Here is a 15,628-nt window from a genome sequence, read left to right as displayed (position 1 = left end):
ACCGATGTCCTTTCCACTGCTGACAGCGACGGCGGCGCTCCCCGCGATCGGGGCGATCGCCACGGCCGCCGTACCGGCCGCCCAGCGCACCGCCGCCAAGTGGCTGGCGCTGCTGGTCTCGTTGGCCACCCTCGGGCTGGCCATCACCACCCTGGTGCGCTTCGATCCCGACGGTGACCGCTACCAGCTCACCGAATCCCACGCCTGGATCGCGGAGTTCGGGGTCCGGTACGAGCTGGGCGTGGACGGTATCGCGGTGGCGCTGATCGCGCTGACCGCCCTGCTGATCCCGTTCATCATCCTCGCGGGCTGGCACGACGCCGATCCGCTGGAGACCGGAAGCAGGCGCTGGCGGCCGACGCAGGGCTTCTTCGCCCTGATCCTGGCCGTCGAGGCGATGGTGATCCTCTCCTTCGAGGCCACCGACGTCTTCCTCTTCTACATCTTCTTCGAAGCCATGCTGATCCCGATGTACTTCCTCATCGGCGGCTTCGGGGACCGCGCCCACGAGCACGGCGAGAAGGTGGCGTCGACGCAACGGTCGTACGCGGCCGTGAAGTTCCTGCTCTACAACCTGGCCGGCGGTCTGATCATGCTGGCCGCCGTGATCGGCCTGTATGTGGTCGCCGGGAACTTCTCGCTCCAGGAGATCGCCGAGGCGCGGGCCAACGGCTCGCTCGACATGGCGACCAACACCGAACGCTGGCTGTTCCTGGGCTTCTTCTTCGCGTTCGCGGTGAAGGCCCCGCTGTGGCCCCTGCACACCTGGCTGCCCAACGCGATGGGGGAGGCCACCGCTCCGGTCGCAGTCCTCATCACCGCGGTCGTCGACAAGGTGGGCACCTTCGCGATGCTCCGCTTCTGCCTCCAGCTGTTCCCGGAGGCGTCGAAGTGGGCGACGCCCGTCATCCTCGTACTGGCGCTGATCAGCATCATCTACGGGGCGCTGCTCGCCGTCGGGCAGCGGGACATCAAGCGGCTGGTGGCGTACGCGTCGATCTCGCACTTCGGGTTCATCATCATGGGCATCTTCGCGATGACCAGCCAGGGCCAGTCGGGCGCGACGCTGTACATGGTCAACCACGGGATCTCGACGGCCGCGTTGATGCTGGTGGCCGGCTTCCTGATCTCGCGGCGCGGCTCGCGGCTCATCGCCGACTACGGAGGGGTGCAGAAGGTCGCTCCGGTGCTCGCGGGCACGTTCCTGATCGGTGGCCTGGCGACCCTGTCGCTGCCCGGACTTGCCCCCTTTGTCAGTGAATTCCTGGTCCTGGTCGGCACGTTCGCGCGCTACCCGGTCATCGGGATCATCGCCACGTTCGGCATCGTGCTCGCCGCGCTCTACACCCTGGTCCTCTATCAGAGGACGATGACGGGCCCGGTGAAGCCGGAGGTCTCGGCGATGCCGGATCTCCGGGTGCGTGAACTCGTGGTCGTGGCCCCGCTGGTCGCACTGCTGATCTTCCTGGGTGTCTACCCGAAGCCCCTCACGGACATCGTGAACCCGGCGGTCAAGCAGACCATGTCCGATGTAGAGCAGAAGGATCCTCAGCCCGAGGTGGAGGCGGCCAAGTGAGTACAGCAGTCGTCCACAGCCTGTGGACAACCGCGGCCGATCCGATCTCGAAGATCGAGTCGCCGAAGATCGAATACGGACAATTGTCGCCGACCTTGATCGTCGTCGGGGCGGCGGTGGTCGGGGTGCTGGTCGAGGCGCTGGTGCCGCGCAAGGCCCGCTACTACGTGCAGGTCTTCGTCTCCGTCGTGGCGCTGGTCGCCGCCTTCGCGGCGGTCGTCGCGCTCGCGGCGGACGGATACGGCACGACCCGTGCGGGCATCGCGGCGATGGGCGCCATCGCGGTCGACGGTCCGGCCCTGTTCCTGCAGGGCACGATCCTGCTGGCCGGTCTGGTGGGCCTGTTCACCTTCGCCGAACGGCGGTTGGACCCGGCGGCGCACGGCAACCGGGTCGACTCGTTCGCCGCGCAGGCCGCCTCCGTGCCGGGCAGCGACAGTGAAAAGGCCGCGGTCAAGGCGGGGTTCACCACCACCGAGGTTTTCCCGCTGTTGCTGTTCGCGATCGCGGGGATGCTGATCTTCCCGGCGGCCAACGACCTGCTGACGCTGTTCATCGCCCTGGAAGTCTTCTCGCTGCCGCTGTACCTGCTGTGCGCGATCGCCCGCCGCAAGCGGCTGATGTCGCAGGAGGCCGCGGTCAAGTACTTCCTGCTCGGCGCGTTCGCCTCCGCGTTCACGCTGTTCGGCATCGCGCTGCTCTACGGCTACGCGGGCTCCGTGTCGTACGCGACGATCGCGCAGGTCGTCGACGGCACGGTCACGAACGTCACCCCGGCGCTCGCGGACACCATGGGCAACGACGCGCTGCTGCTCATCGGCGCGGCGATGCTCGTGATGGGCCTGCTGTTCAAGGTCGGCGCTGTGCCGTTCCACATGTGGACGCCGGACGTCTACCAGGGCGCACCGACCCCGGTCACCGGATTCATGGCGGCGGCGACCAAGGTGGCCGCGTTCGGCGCGCTGCTCAGGATCCTGTACGTCGTGCTGCCCGGCCTGCGCTGGGACTGGCGGCCGGTCATGTGGGCGGTCGCGATCGTCACCATGCTCGGCGGTGCGATCGTCGCGATCACGCAGACCGACATCAAGCGGCTGCTGGCGTACTCGTCGATCGCGCACGCGGGCTTCATCCTCGCGGGTGTCATCGCGACCACGCCGGACGGGGTGTCGTCCGTGCTCTTCTATCTGGGCGCCTACTCGTTCGTGACGATCGGCGCGTTCGCGGTGGTCACGCTGGTGCGGGATGCCGGTGGCGAGGCGACGCACCTGTCCAAGTGGGCCGGTCTCGGGCGCCGTTCGCCGCTCGTGGCGGCCGTGTTCGCGGTGTTCTTGCTGGCCTTCGCGGGCATTCCGCTGACCTCCGGCTTCGCCGGGAAGTTCGCCGTGTTCAAGGCGGCGGCGGAGGGCGGCGCGGGCCCGCTGGTCGTGGTCGGTGTGATCTCGTCGGCGATCGCCGCGTTCTTCTACATCCGCGTCATCGTGCTGATGTTCTTCAGCGAGCCGGCGCCCGAGGGCCCGACGGTCGCCGTGCCGTCGGCGCTCACGACGACGGCGATCGGCGTGGGTGTGGCGGTCACGCTGGTGCTCGGTGTGGCACCGCAGTACTTCCTGGACCTGGCGAGCCAGGCGGGAGTGTTCGTGCGCTGAACCGATCCGGACGCACACGGCCGCCCGGCACCCCTTGCTCTGGGGTGCCGGGCGGCTGTGCGCGAAGGGCTGCCGTTCCGTGGGTCTCGGGGCGGGTGAAGCCTGTGGATAACTCCGACGGTGTCAGAGCGGACCCCTATCGTGGAGGCAGTGGTCGAGGTACGGCGTACGGGGGCACAGCGATGGGTGGGACGGGCGGGATCGGCGGGATGACAGCGGTAGCCGGGAGCGAGGCGCTAGCCACGCTCCACAGAGTTTTTGGGTACGACAGTTTCCGCGGCGAGCAGGAAGCCGTCATCGAGCATGTCGTGGCCGGCGAGGACGCCGTCGTGCTCATGCCGACCGGGGGCGGCAAGTCACTGTGCTACCAGATCCCCTCCCTGGTCAGACCCGGTACGGGCGTGGTCGTCTCGCCGCTCATCGCGCTGATGCAGGACCAGGTGGACGCGCTGCGGGCGCTCGGTGTGCGGGCCGGGTTCATGAACTCCACGCAGGACTTCGACGAGCGCCGGGTGGTGGAGGCCGAGTTCCTGGCGGGCGAGCTGGACCTGCTGTATCTGGCGCCGGAGCGTCTGCGGCTGGACGCCACCCTCGATCTGCTCTCGCGCGGCAAGATCGCCGTCTTCGCGATCGACGAGGCGCACTGTGTGTCCCAGTGGGGCCACGACTTCCGCCCCGACTATCTGGCCCTCTTCCTGCTCGGGGAGCGCTGGCCGGACGTCCCGCGGATCGCGCTCACCGCGACGGCCACACACGCGACACACAAGGAAATCACCCAACGGCTGAACATGCCGACGGCCCGCCACTTCGTGGCGAGCTTCGACCGGCCCAACATCCAGTACCGGATCGTGCCGAAGGCCGACCCCAAGAAGCAGCTGCTGAGCTTCCTGCGCGAGGAGCACGCGGGCGACGCGGGCATCGTGTACTGCCTGTCCCGCAAGTCGGTGGACGCGACGGCCGAGTTCCTGAGCCGCAACGGCATCGAGGCGGTGCCGTATCACGCCGGTCTGGACGCGGGCACGCGCGCGGCGCACCAGTCCCGGTTCCTGCGGGAGGACGGCCTGGTCGTGGTGGCGACCATCGCCTTCGGGATGGGCATCGACAAGCCGGACGTACGGTTCGTCGCGCACCTGGATCTGCCGAAGTCGGTGGAGGGCTACTACCAGGAGACAGGGCGTGCCGGGCGGGACGGGCTGCCGTCCACCGCCTGGATGGCGTACGGGCTCAACGACGTCATACAGCAGCGCAAGCTGATCCAGTCCGGCGAGGGGGACGAGGCGTTCCGGCGACGGGCCGCCGCCCACCTGGACTCGATGCTGGCGCTGTGCGAGACGGCGCAGTGCCGCCGGGGCCAGCTCCTCGCCTACTTCGGTCAGGATCCCGATCCGGCCGGCTGCGGCAACTGCGACACCTGTCTGACCCCGCCGGAGACGTGGGACGGCACCGTCGCCGCGCAGAAGGTGCTGTCGACGGTGGTGCGGCTGCAGCGGGAGCGCGGGCAGAAGTTCGGCGCGGTGCAGATCGTCGACATCCTGCTGGGCAAGCGCACCGGCAAGGTGATCCAGTTCGACCACGACCAGCTGTCCGTGTTCGGCATCGGCGAAGAGCTGTCCGAGGGTGAATGGCGGGGCGTCGTACGGCAGTTGCTGGCGCAGGGGCTGCTCGCGGTGGAGGGGGAGTACGGCACGCTGGTGCTGACCGAGGCGAGCGGGGAGGTGCTGCGGCGGGAGCGGGAGGTGCCGCTGCGCAAGGAACCGAAGAAGCCGGCGTCGGCACGTACGACGTCCTCCTCGTCCGGCCGGGGCGACCGCAAGCCGAAGGCGGCGGTGGCCGAACTGCCCGAGGAACTGCTGCCCGCCTTCGAGGCGCTGCGCGCGTGGCGTGCCGAGCAGGCCCGTGAGCAGGGTGTCCCAGCATATGTGATCTTCCATGACGCCACCCTCCGGGAGATCGTCACGGTGTGGCCGACGTCGGTGCGAGGGCTTGGCGGTGTCAGCGGGGTGGGTGAGAAGAAGCTCGCGACGTATGGGGAGGGCGTCATCGGGGTGCTGGCATCGATGGAGGGCGGGGCGCCCGGAGCCGCTCCCGCTCCCGCGGTCGCCGGTGCAACGGGCGACGATGATCACTGGCCCGAGATGGACGCGGAACCGGAGCCGGACGACTGGGGATAGGGGTTCCCTGTGGTGCCTCAATGGCGTCACATAGCGCCAGGTGGCGCCACATGGCACCCAGGAGGTGCCATCCGGTGCCGCGTGGTGCCATTCCTTGCGCACGGCAGCGCATCAGGGCGCGTGGTGTCGCAATCGCTCAGGTCGGTGCCAATGTGTTCTCGCAGGTCAGGGTGGAGGTTGCGCGGCATCGGGTCTGGGCTGCTGTCTGACCGCTTGCGTGTGGCGCCATAGTGGTGCCATGATGGCGTCATGGACCTCACGCCGTATGTCGACACCCTCCGCCGTGAACTCGCGGTGGCCGCCGAAGCCGGCGGTGACGAAGCCCGCGAGCTGGCCGAACGGCTCACGGCTCCGCTGGAGTCGGCGACTCGTCTGACCTTGCTCAATGTGCTCTCCGCCGCGATGGACGAGATCACCCGTGAACTCGCCCCCGGCTCGGTCGACGTACGGCTGCGCGGGCTCGACCCCGACTTCGTGGTGACGCTGCCGTCGACCGACGACGGCGCCCCCGCGGAGCCTGTCGCGCCCGTCGAACACCTAAGGGCCTCGGCTCCCGCCGACGGTGACGAGGGCGGCACCGCTCGCGTCAATCTGCGGCTGCCGGCGCACCTCAAGGCGCGTGCCGAGGAGGCCGCGAGCAGTGAGGGGCTGTCGGTCAACGCGTGGCTGGTGCGGGCCGTGTCGGCCGCGGTCGACGGTGGCACCCGGCCGCGTCCGACGGAGAAGACCCGGACCAAGGGACAGAGCTTCACGGGCTGGGTGCGCTAGCCGACGCCTGGCCCGCACCGCCCAGCCCGCACCACCAGCACACGCACCACTTCACCCACACCTCGTCCCACCAGCGGGGACGCCCCAGAGACTCAAGAGGACGGGACAGCCATGCCTACTTTCGACACTCCCGAACCGATTTCGGTCACGGCGCACGTGGGGGCCGGTTCCATTCACTTCATCGCGGGCGACCGCCTAGACACGGTCGTCGAGGTGCGGCCCGGCGACCCGAAGCGGGACAAGGATGTGCGAGCCGCCGAGCAGACCGAGGTCACGTACGCCGACGGTGTCCTGACCGTCAGGACGAAGGAGCGCTACCTCATCGGGCCGTCCGGCGGCGTCGAGGTGACGGTGGGCCTGCCGACAGGCTCGCGTGTCGACGTGACCGGCTCTTGGGTCCAGGCGTTCGGCGAAGGCCGGCTCGGAGAGGTCCGTATGAAGACCTCGACCGGCGATGCCCGTTTCGATGAGACCGGCCCGCTGCAGCTGACCGTGTCGCACGGCTCGATCATCGTGGAAGGGGTCGAGGGCCTGGCCGAGATCACCAGCAGCACCGGCAATGTGCGCGTCGGCCTCGTCGACGGCCCCGCCGTCCTGAAGAACACGCACGGCACCACGACCGTCGGCACCGTGACCGGCGAGCTGCGGGTGAGCGGCGCCCACGGCGGCATCGACGTCGCGCGCGCCGAGGGGTCGGTCACCGGTACCTCGACCCACGGGCCCCTTCGCATCGGTGAAGTCGCCCGAGGTGAGGTCCAGTTGGAGACCTCCAACGGCCCCATCGAGATCGGCATCCGGGAGGGCACGGCCGCCTGGCTCGACGTCAGCTCCACCCACGGGCAGGTACGCACCAGGCTCGCCGCGTCCGAGGCCCCGGAGCAGGCCGAGGACACCGTCAAGGTCCGCGCACGGACCAACTGGGGCAACATCGACGTCCTCCGCGCCAAGTCCTGAGCGCTTCATCCTCAGCACGCCTCATCCTCAACACGCTCATCCCCACCCCACTTCAGCCTTCAAAGGGAGGGCCCCATGCCTTCATCTGTCATGCCCACGTCCAGGCGTGGCGGCGACGGTCCGCAGTCGCCCGCCGCCGTCTCCACCGTCGGTCTGCGCAAGTCGTACGGCGACAAGACCGTTCTCGACGGCATCGACCTGCGCATCCCGGCCGGTTCCGTGTTCGCGCTGCTCGGGCCGAACGGCGCCGGGAAGACCACCGCCGTCAAGATCCTGTCCACGCTCATCACCGCCGACGGCGGGCAGGCCCAGGTCGCGGGTCACGACATCGCCGCCGAACCACAGGCCGTGCGCGGCGCGATCGGTGTCACCGGGCAGTTCTCGGCCGTGGACGGGCTGATCACCGGTGAGGAGAACATGCTCCTCATGGCGGATCTGCACCACCTGTCCAGGTCCGAGGGGCGGCGGGTCGCCGCCGAGCTGCTGGAACGCTTCGACCTGGTGGAGGCGGCCAAGAAGCCCGCGCAGAGCTACTCCGGCGGTATGAAGCGGCGGCTCGACATCGCCATGACGCTGGTCGGCAACCCGCGGATCATCTTCCTCGACGAGCCGACCACGGGCCTTGACCCCCGCTCCCGCCACAACATGTGGGGCATCATCCGCGAACTCGTCTCCGACGGGGTGACCGTCTTCCTCACCACCCAGTACCTGGAAGAAGCCGACGAACTCGCCGACCGCATCGCCGTGCTGAACGACGGCAAGATCGCCGCCGAGGGAAGCGCCGACGAGCTCAAGCGGCTCATCCCCGGCGGACACATCCGCCTCCGCTTCACCGACCCGGCCGCCTACCAGTTCGCCGCCACAGCACTGCGCGAAGTGACGCGCGACGACGAATCCCTCGCCCTGCACATCCCCAGTGACGGCAGCCAGCGCGAACTGCGCTCCCTCCTCGACTGGTTGGACTCCGTCGGCGTCGAGGCGGATGAGCTGACCGTGCACACCCCCGACCTCGACGACGTCTTCTTCGCCCTCACCGGCAGCGGCGCCACCGTCCCCAACCAGCCCAAGGAGGCTGTCCGATGAGCACCCCCCTGGCTCCCGCCCGCCCGACCCGGATCTCCCTCGCCGTGCGCGACTCCTCCACGATGCTGCGGCGCAACCTGCTGCACGCGCGCCGCTACCCGTCGCTCACCCTGAACCTGCTGCTCACGCCGGTCATGCTCCTGCTGCTCTTCGTCTATATCTTCGGCGAGACGATGAGCGCGGGGATCGGAGGCGGCGGGGCGGACAGGTCCGAGTACATCGCCTATCTCGTGCCCGGCGTCCTGATGATGACCGTCGGCTCCACCGCGGTCGGCACCGCCGTGTCCGTCGCCATGGACATGAACGAGGGCATCATCGCCCGCTTCCGCACGATGGCGATCCACCGCGGCTCGGTGCTCATCGGGCGTGTTCTCGGCAGCGTGCTGCAGGCGATCATGAGCGTGGTCTTCGTCGGCGCCGTCGGCGTGGCCATCGGCTTCCGCTCCACCGATGCCACGGCCCTGGAGTGGCTCGCGGCATTCGCCCTGCTCACGCTGTTCACGCTGGCGCTCACCTGGATCGCGGTCGGGATGGGACTGGTCAGCCCGAACGCCGAGGCGGCCAGCAACAACGCCCTGCCGTTGGTCTTCCTCCCGCTCATCTCCAGCACCTTCGTCCCGATCGACGCGATGCCGGGCTGGTTCCAGCCGATCGCCGAGTACCAGCCGTTCACCCCGGCCATCGAGACCCTGCGTGGTCTGCTGCTCGGCAGCGAGATCGGCCACAACGGGTGGCTCGCGATCGCCTGGTGCCTTGCCCTCACCGCACTCGGCTACCGCTGGTCCAAGTCGGTGTTCAACCGCGACCCGAAGTAGCCGCGAAGTAGCTGACCCGAAGCAAGGGGGCCATCCCCCTCCGGCCCCCTTCTCCCGCTCCCTTACGCCAACGCCGTCAACCCCGGCCCGAAAAGGATCAGCAGGGGCAGCAACGGCACCAGCGCGGCCGTCGTCGTAGCGATGATCCTGCGGCGGCGGCCAAGCCGTGGGCGGGGCTCAAGGAGCCGGTCCACGCGCTCGCCGAGCAGGCGGTGGCTGGATGCGCAGGAGAGGACGCCCCGGTGCTGGTTGAGTTCGATCAACGCGAGTGCGGTGGTCAGGTGGCCGCACCGGCGGGACGCCGTGTCGTCGGCGGCGAGTTCGACCAGGCGGTGGGTCTGGTCGCAGAAGTGGTCGAAGAGCGGGATGCGGGGGAACCCGGTGGCGAGGGCGGTGGACAGGTGCAGCAGCCAGTCGTGGTGGGCGCGGGCGTGGTCGCGTTCGTGGGTGAGGACGGCATCGAGCTGGTGGTCGGTCAGCCGGTGCAGGGCGCCGGTGGTGACGACCAGTTGGGGCGGGCTGCCGGGCATCCACCAGGCGTCGGGGTACTCGTCCTCGAGGACCAGGAGCGGACCGCGCGCTGCGGCCCCCAGCCCGGCCGGCAACTCGGGGGCGCGTTCGCGCAGATGCGCTCGGGTCTGGCCGCGGCGCCTGCGCGCCTCCACCAGCTCACGGGCGAGCATCGCCGTCGTCCAGGCGGCCCCGCAGGCCAGTAGCAGGGTGAGGGCCGCGGCCCAGGCCGGGGCCGTGGACAGGTCGTACGCGGCGGTCACCGACGGCGGCGCCGGGGCGAAGACCCGGTCGCGGACGGTGTGGAAGACGGCGGCCGTGCCCAGCACGAGCGCCGTCAGACAGCACAGCAGCACCGTGGCGACCAGGCACTGCCACACCCATAGCCCCACCACAGGTTCCCGCTCCGGCCACACCGCCCGGGTCAGCGCACGCGGGACCGGCACGGCGGCCGTGAGGGCGACGACGCTCAGCAGGAGCAGGCAGACGGTCATGCCAGGGTCTCCGGATCCTGGTCGGGAAGGCTGCACTTCGGGAGGGGGTGCGGCTACGGGGCATCCCGCCCGCCGTAAGTATGACGGCGATGACCGCCCGAGTCATGGGACAAGCACGACCCGATGCCCGCGCCCGCCCCTCCGTCACCCCCCGCGTCAGCCCTCCCCCTCAGCTCCCCGCCACGACCCGCCCCACAACCTCCCCCACCCCGACCCGCACCCCGTCCGCCCCCGGCGCCCAGGCCGACAGCGTCACCACGTCCCCGTCCTCCAGGAACGTCCGCTTGCCGTCGGGGAGTTCCAGGGCGTCGCGGCCGTTCCAGGTCAGTTCCAGGAGGGAGCCGCGTTCGTGTTCGGCCGGGCCGCTGACCGTGCCGGAGCCGTAGAGATCGCCGGTGCGCAGGGAGGCGCCGTTGACGGTCATGTGGGCCAGTTGCTGGGCGGCGGTCCAGTACATGGTGGAGAAGGGCGGCTCGGAGATCACATGGCCGTTGACGGCGACCGAGATGCGCAGGTCGTAGCCGCCGGGCTCCACGTCGGACGCGGTGTCGTCCAGATAGGGGAGCAACGCGTGCGTCCGCTCCGGCGGCGCCACCCGCGCCTCCTCCAGCGCGTCCAGCGGTGTGATCCACGCCGACACCGACGTGGCGAAGGACTTGCCGAGGAACGGGCCGAGGGGGACGTACTCCCAGGCCTGGATGTCGCGTGCGGACCAGTCGTTGAGGAGGCAGAGGCCGAAGACGTGGTCCCGGAAGTCGCCGAGCCCCACCGGCCGGCCCATCGGCGACGGCGTGCCCACCACGAAGCCGACCTCCGCCTCGATGTCCAGGCGGACGGAGGGGCCGAAGACGGGCGCCGGGTCGGCGGGGGACTTGCGCTGCCCTGACGGTCGTACGACATCCGTGCCCGACACGACCACCGTGCCGGAGCGGCCGTGGTAACCGATCGGCAGATGCTTCCAGTTGGGGGTCAGGGAGTCGGGGGCGTCGGGGCGGAAGATGCGGCCGACGTTCCGGGCGTGGTTCTCGGAGGCGTAGAAGTCGACGTAGTCCGCGACCTCGAAGGGGAGATGCAGGGTCACCGAGGACAGGGGGTGGAACAGCGGCGCGACTGTCTCCCGGTGGGACGGCACCGTCAGCCACGCCGTCAGCGCGCGCCGTACGTCCGACCAGGTGGTGCGGCCCGCGGCCAGCAGCGGGTTGAGGGTGGGCCGGGCGAGCAGGGGGGCGTACGGCGAGCCGAGCGCGTGCGCCGCCGCGCCCGCGTCGAGGACGTGGTCGCCGAGCCGGACCCCGACCCTCCGCTCCGTGGAACCGGCGGGGGAGAAGACACCGTACGGAAGGTTGTGCGGGCCGAAGGGGTCGCCCTCGGGGACATCGAAGGGGGGCATGGGTGCTGCCTCGCTCTCGTGCGGTCCGTATGCCAGGTGTGTCATGTGGTCGCGGCACACGTTACGGGGGCGAGGCCTGCTGCGGCAGCCGCAGGTCAGCGACGTGACCGAAGCCGTTCCGGACGGCGGCGGTGGCGTCTCGGAGGTGCCTTCGGGAAGGAGACGTCACGGCGTCACGGTGTCAGCCGGTCCGGGGGTGTCCCGAGGGAGTGAAACGGGGGCTCTGCGGCCCAAGTCGCCGTAGGAGGCGTCCTGTTCGCGTCGAGTCGGTCGGGCTTTCTGTCCGTATTCTCTGATCATGGCCGCACCCATCGCATATTCACTCATCGCCACTGACCTGGACGGCACCCTGCTCCGGGGCGACGACACGCTCTCCGACCGGTCGCTCGCCGCGCTTGCGCAGGTGACGGCGTTCGGCGCCCGGCACTTGGTGGTGACGGGGCGGCCGGCCCCGAGGGTGCGGCCGTTGCTCGACATCCTCGGCAGCGGGGGGCTCGCGGTGTGCGGACAGGGCGCGCAGGTGTACGACGCCGGCGCGGACCGTCTGCTGTGGTCCGTCACGCTGGACCGGGAGCTGGCCGAGACCGCGCTCGGCAAGATCGAGGCGGAGATCGGGCAGGTGTACGCCGCCGTCGACCAGGACGGCGTCGACGGGCTCACGCTCATCGAACCGGGGTATCTGATGCCCCACCCGACCCTGCCCGCCGTACGCGTGGGGCGCCGCGACGACCTGTGGTGCGCGCCCATCAGCAAGGTGCTGCTGCGTCATCCGGCCCTGTCCGACGACGAGTTGGCGGCGACGGCGCGCTCGGTGGTGGGTTCACTCGCGACGGTCACCATGTCGGGGCCCGGGACCGTCGAACTCCAGCCATGCGGGGTGACCAAGGCGACCGGTCTCGCGCTGGCCGCCGAGTATCTGGGGCTGGGACCCGGGCAGACCATCGCCTTCGGGGACATGCCCAACGACATCCCCATGTTCGACTGGGCGGCGCACGGCGTCGCCATGGCCAACGCCCATCCCGAACTCAAGGCGATGGCCGACGAGATCACCCTGTCGAACGAGGACGACGGCATCGCGGTCGTCCTCGAACGTCTCTGCCCGACGGGGTAGTCCTCAGTACGCGCCGAAGACGTTGTCGATCGAGCCGTACCGCTGGAACGCGTAGTTGCAGGCGGCGGTGATGTTCGCGACCGGGTCGTACGGGTTGAACGCGGTGCCGGCCACGTGGTAGGCCTCGAAGGTCGGGTCGATGACCTGGAGGAGGCCCTTCGACGGGGTGCCCGCGGCGGCGTTGGAGTCCCAGTTGTTGATGGCGGCCGGGTTGCCCGAGGACTCCCGCATGATGTTGCGGTAGATGCCGTCGTACGACCCGGGGATGCCGTTCTGCGCCATCACCTGGAGGGACGCCCGGATCCAGCCGTCGAGCGTGTCGGCGTAGCCCAGCGAGGTGGCGGTGGCCACGGTCGGGGTGGCGGCCGAGGCGCTGGTCGCGCCGATGACCGGCAGCGCGAGGACGGCGACGCCGGTGCCGGCGACGGCGATGGCGCGGGTGATGCGGGCGGTTCTGGTACGACGGTGCTTACCGGCTGCGGCCATGGCGAAGTTCCTCTCCGGCGCCTGCGAGGTGAGCTGTCGGGTTCGGGCTGGGAGGTGCCCGGCCACACCCCACGGGCATGACTTCACCCCGAGCCGTCCCGGCGCGGCGTCCGGTCCGGCGGCTTTCCTGGGTCCCCCGCTCCTGCCGTGCGGTGAGTCGGTCAATGGGTCGTTCGGGCGGTGGCAGGATTCGGCGTCCGCCCGACAGGCCGGGAACGTATGCGAGAGCACATGTCCGAAACAAGTACCGGATTCACACATCGCACCTATTGACCTTGGTGTGGGGCGAATGTGCTGCTTGATCCTTTGCACTCGCCAAGCTCAACTGGCCATGACGGAAGGCGGATCGGCGAGTGCCTGTGTGTTTTCTGTACAGGTTGGGACGTGAGTCACATCACGCATGTCCGCAAGCGCGGCAAAACGGGCAATCATGCCAAGAGGGCTTTATTAACCGGCCGTTCGCGGGATGCGCTTCTCCCAGGTCCGATGGAAGAGGACCTGGCCGCCCTCCGTGCAGATCACCTCGTCGGAGGTGGTGAAGTGGTCCCCGTCACAGGTGATCTCCGAGCGGGTGCGGACCGTGGTGTCCCAGCCCTGTTCCGGGCGGTGCAGCCGGATCGACCAGTCCGAGCGGGTGCGGGCCGACAGTGGATCCGTCTCGTCGATCGTGTACGTCTCCAGCGCGTCCTCGGTGCACTCCAGTCCGTCGGGGTACACGCGCGTGCCGCCGTACCGCGGGTCGACCTCAAGGCGCCACGCGCCCCGCGCGACGTCCCGCACCACCAGGCGCTCGGGGCGCGGTTCGTCGAGCGTGGCGGGGAAGTTGACGCCCAGCGGCTCGGCCTGCTCGGGCTCCTCGAAACGGATATTCCGGTCGAATTCGCGCTTCCGTACGGGCAGTTCCAGGAAGCTGCCCGCCGGGTCCAGGGTGAAGCCCGCCGCCGAGTCGGGCTGCGGCCAGATCCATGGCCAGTACGCGGAGGAGACGGCAAGCCGGATGCGGTGACCGGGCGGGAAGGCGTGGCCGATGGCGTTCAGCTCGAAGGTCACCTCTTCGGTGGTGCCCGGCGTCCACGGCACGGTTCGGTCGCGGCCCGCTCGTGCCGAGAGGTTCAGGGCTCCGCGCGTGACCAGGGTCGACGAGCCGTCCGGTGCTATGTCACATACCCTCGCCACGATCTGCCCCCGCGGCACCTGAGCAGTCACCCGCAGCCCCACCCGCGCCCGCCCCAGCACCCACGTCTCCTCGGCCACCGGAAACTCGAAGCACACCGACCGTGCGTCCTCCTCCCGCTGGTCCGGCGGGAGGTCGGCATCGTTGCCGATGGGGAGGAAACGGCCGGCGTCGACCCCGGTGTGCATCGGCGACCGTACGAGGACGGGGGCGCCCTGACAGGCGTACGTCACCGTCGTCACGTTCGGGGAGGGCCACGCGGGCTCGCCGACCCAGCGGCCGGGCAGGGTGCCGTAGACCGCGGCGGGGCGGTGGGAGTCGGTGACGTAGGCGCGCAGCAGGGGCTCGGGGAGTGCGCCCTTGCCCTTGAGCCAGTGGTCCCACCAGCGCAGCGTCTCCTGGAGGAAGCCGATCGCCGGGCCGGGCGCCAGGCCGCGGTCGGGGTACTGGTGCGACCAGGGGCCGATCAGTCCTCGTACGCGATCGGACGGGAGGTGCTCGACGAGCCGCAGCACAGTGTCGCGGTACGGGTCGTGCCAGCCGCCCACCGCGAGGACGGCCGCCTTGATCGCGCCGTAGTCCTCACAGACGCTGCCATGGCGCCAGTAGCGGTCCCGGGTCTGGTGGGCGAGCCAGGTGTGGATGAGGGGCTGGACGGCCTCCAGGCGCTCGACCCACATCTCGCGCCAGGCGGCCTCGCCGACGTACCGGGGATCGGGCGGCCGGGGGGCGGAGGCGAGCAGGGTGGCGGCCCGGGCGTGCATGTCCGCCGCGAGGACGGAACCTCCCATGTAGTGCGCGTCGTTGTCATAGCGATCGTCGCTCGCGCAGACGGTCACGATCGCCTTGAGCGGCTCGGGCGCGAGGGCCGCGATCTGGAGGGAGTTGAAGCCGCCCCAGGAGATGCCGAACATGCCCACCTTGCCGTCGCACCAGGGCTGCGCGGCCAGCCAGTTGACCACCTCGACCCCGTCGGCCAGCTCCGTCACCGCGTACTCGTCGCCCGGGACGCCCTCGCTGTTGCCGTGCCCGCGCACGTCGACCCGGACGGAGGCGTAGCCGTGGCCCGCGTACCAGGGGTGGCGCTGGAAGTCGCGCGGGGCCGTCCAGTCGGTCAGGCGGTACGGGAGGTACTCGAGGAGCGCCGGTACGGGCTCGTCGGTGAGCGGGCGCCACACGCGCGCGTACAGCAGGGTCCCGTCCGACAGAGGGATGCGGAGGTCCTCGTGAGTCGTCTCGTAGGGGAAGGACGTGCGGATGTTCATGGACACACCTCCCTACTTCCGGGTAAGTCGATAGATATCCATTCTTTTCAGATGATCGAAAACATACCGGTCGTGATCCGATACCGCCCGTGCTGCACGGGTGGGTGGGCATGGGTGATCGAAAGGTGACCGGATACGCTGACTTGAGTGATGGCAGCGACCTATCGACAAACCGTGTAAACGCC

12 protein-coding genes and 1 riboswitch are annotated in these 15,628 nt (G+C 69.8%); of the genes, 8 read left to right on the top strand and 4 right to left on the bottom strand.

Features of this window, described 5'->3' with window-relative positions; translation table 11 throughout:
• Window positions 1-4: 4 nt before the first annotated feature.
• The 7 genes from AB0I98_RS03200 (at window position 5) to AB0I98_RS03170 (ending at window position 9,013) form a co-directional block, all read left to right on the top strand.
• Window positions 5-1,576, top strand: a complete 1,572-nt coding sequence (locus tag AB0I98_RS03200) for an NADH-quinone oxidoreductase subunit M (protein WP_362934440.1) — start codon at window positions 5-7, stop codon at window positions 1,574-1,576.
• On the top strand, window positions 1,573-3,222 hold the full coding sequence (gene nuoN, locus AB0I98_RS03195; protein ID WP_210581095.1) for an NADH-quinone oxidoreductase subunit NuoN: 1,650 nt from the start codon (window positions 1,573-1,575) through the stop codon (window positions 3,220-3,222). Before AB0I98_RS03200 ends, nuoN begins: the two co-directional genes overlap by 4 nt.
• A 182-nt stretch (window positions 3,223-3,404) precedes the next feature.
• Complete coding sequence (gene recQ, locus AB0I98_RS03190) at window positions 3,405-5,393, top strand: DNA helicase RecQ (protein WP_362934437.1); 1,989 nt, start codon at window positions 3,405-3,407, stop codon at window positions 5,391-5,393.
• Window positions 5,394-5,642: 249 nt separating this feature from the next.
• Complete coding sequence (locus AB0I98_RS03185; RefSeq protein ID WP_362934434.1) at window positions 5,643-6,161, top strand: toxin-antitoxin system HicB family antitoxin; 519 nt, start codon at window positions 5,643-5,645, stop codon at window positions 6,159-6,161.
• 111 nt (window positions 6,162-6,272) lie between these two features.
• Complete coding sequence (locus AB0I98_RS03180; RefSeq protein ID WP_362934431.1) at window positions 6,273-7,115, top strand: DUF4097 family beta strand repeat-containing protein; 843 nt, start codon at window positions 6,273-6,275, stop codon at window positions 7,113-7,115.
• Between the two features lie 75 nt (window positions 7,116-7,190).
• Window positions 7,191-8,198 carry an ATP-binding cassette domain-containing protein gene (locus AB0I98_RS03175; RefSeq protein WP_362934428.1) on the top strand — a complete coding sequence of 336 codons (1,008 nt, stop codon included), beginning with the start codon at window positions 7,191-7,193 and terminating at the stop codon, window positions 8,196-8,198.
• Window positions 8,195-9,013, top strand: coding sequence for an ABC transporter permease (locus AB0I98_RS03170; protein ID WP_362934424.1), 819 nt, complete (start codon window positions 8,195-8,197; stop codon window positions 9,011-9,013). The genes AB0I98_RS03175 and AB0I98_RS03170 overlap by 4 nt, the downstream gene beginning before the upstream one ends.
• 62 nt (window positions 9,014-9,075) lie before the next feature.
• Here AB0I98_RS03170 and AB0I98_RS03165 read toward each other — a convergent pair whose 3' ends face one another.
• Together AB0I98_RS03165 and fahA are read right to left on the bottom strand one after the other, a co-directional pair.
• The gene (locus AB0I98_RS03165) at window positions 9,076-10,017 is read right to left on the bottom strand and encodes a M56 family metallopeptidase (RefSeq protein ID WP_362934421.1); all 942 of its coding nucleotides are present in this window, start codon (window positions 10,015-10,017) and stop codon (window positions 9,076-9,078) included.
• A 169-nt stretch (window positions 10,018-10,186) separates the two neighbouring features.
• Window positions 10,187-11,407 carry a fumarylacetoacetase gene (gene fahA / locus AB0I98_RS03160; protein WP_362934418.1) on the bottom strand — a complete coding sequence of 407 codons (1,221 nt, stop codon included), beginning with the start codon at window positions 11,405-11,407 and terminating at the stop codon, window positions 10,187-10,189.
• A 298-nt stretch (window positions 11,408-11,705) separates the two neighbouring features.
• Between fahA and AB0I98_RS03155 the strand changes: the two genes are divergently transcribed.
• Window positions 11,706-12,518 (top strand): HAD family hydrolase, encoded by an 813-nt coding sequence (locus AB0I98_RS03155; protein WP_362934415.1) that lies wholly within the window; start codon window positions 11,706-11,708, stop codon window positions 12,516-12,518.
• 3 nt (window positions 12,519-12,521) lie between these two features.
• On the opposite strand, the gene AB0I98_RS03150 is transcribed toward AB0I98_RS03155, so the two are convergent.
• Entirely contained in the window at window positions 12,522-13,004 is a 483-nt protein-coding gene (locus tag AB0I98_RS03150; protein ID WP_362934412.1) for a transglycosylase SLT domain-containing protein, read from the bottom strand.
• A 5-nt stretch (window positions 13,005-13,009) separates the two neighbouring features.
• Window positions 13,010-13,177: riboswitch (cyclic di-AMP (ydaO/yuaA leader) on the bottom strand.
• A gap of 274 nt (window positions 13,178-13,451) precedes the next feature.
• Complete coding sequence (locus tag AB0I98_RS03145; RefSeq protein ID WP_362934409.1) at window positions 13,452-15,443, bottom strand: CocE/NonD family hydrolase; 1,992 nt, start codon at window positions 15,441-15,443, stop codon at window positions 13,452-13,454.
• Between the last annotated feature and the right edge of the window lie 185 nt (window positions 15,444-15,628).

The sequence above is a fragment of the Streptomyces sp. NPDC050211 genome (genome assembly GCF_040656035.1).
Classification (GTDB): Bacteria; Actinomycetota; Actinomycetes; order Streptomycetales; family Streptomycetaceae; genus Streptomyces.
The sequence above is the reverse complement of the archived record's forward strand: the minus strand, read 5'-3'. Positions and strand labels throughout refer to the sequence as shown.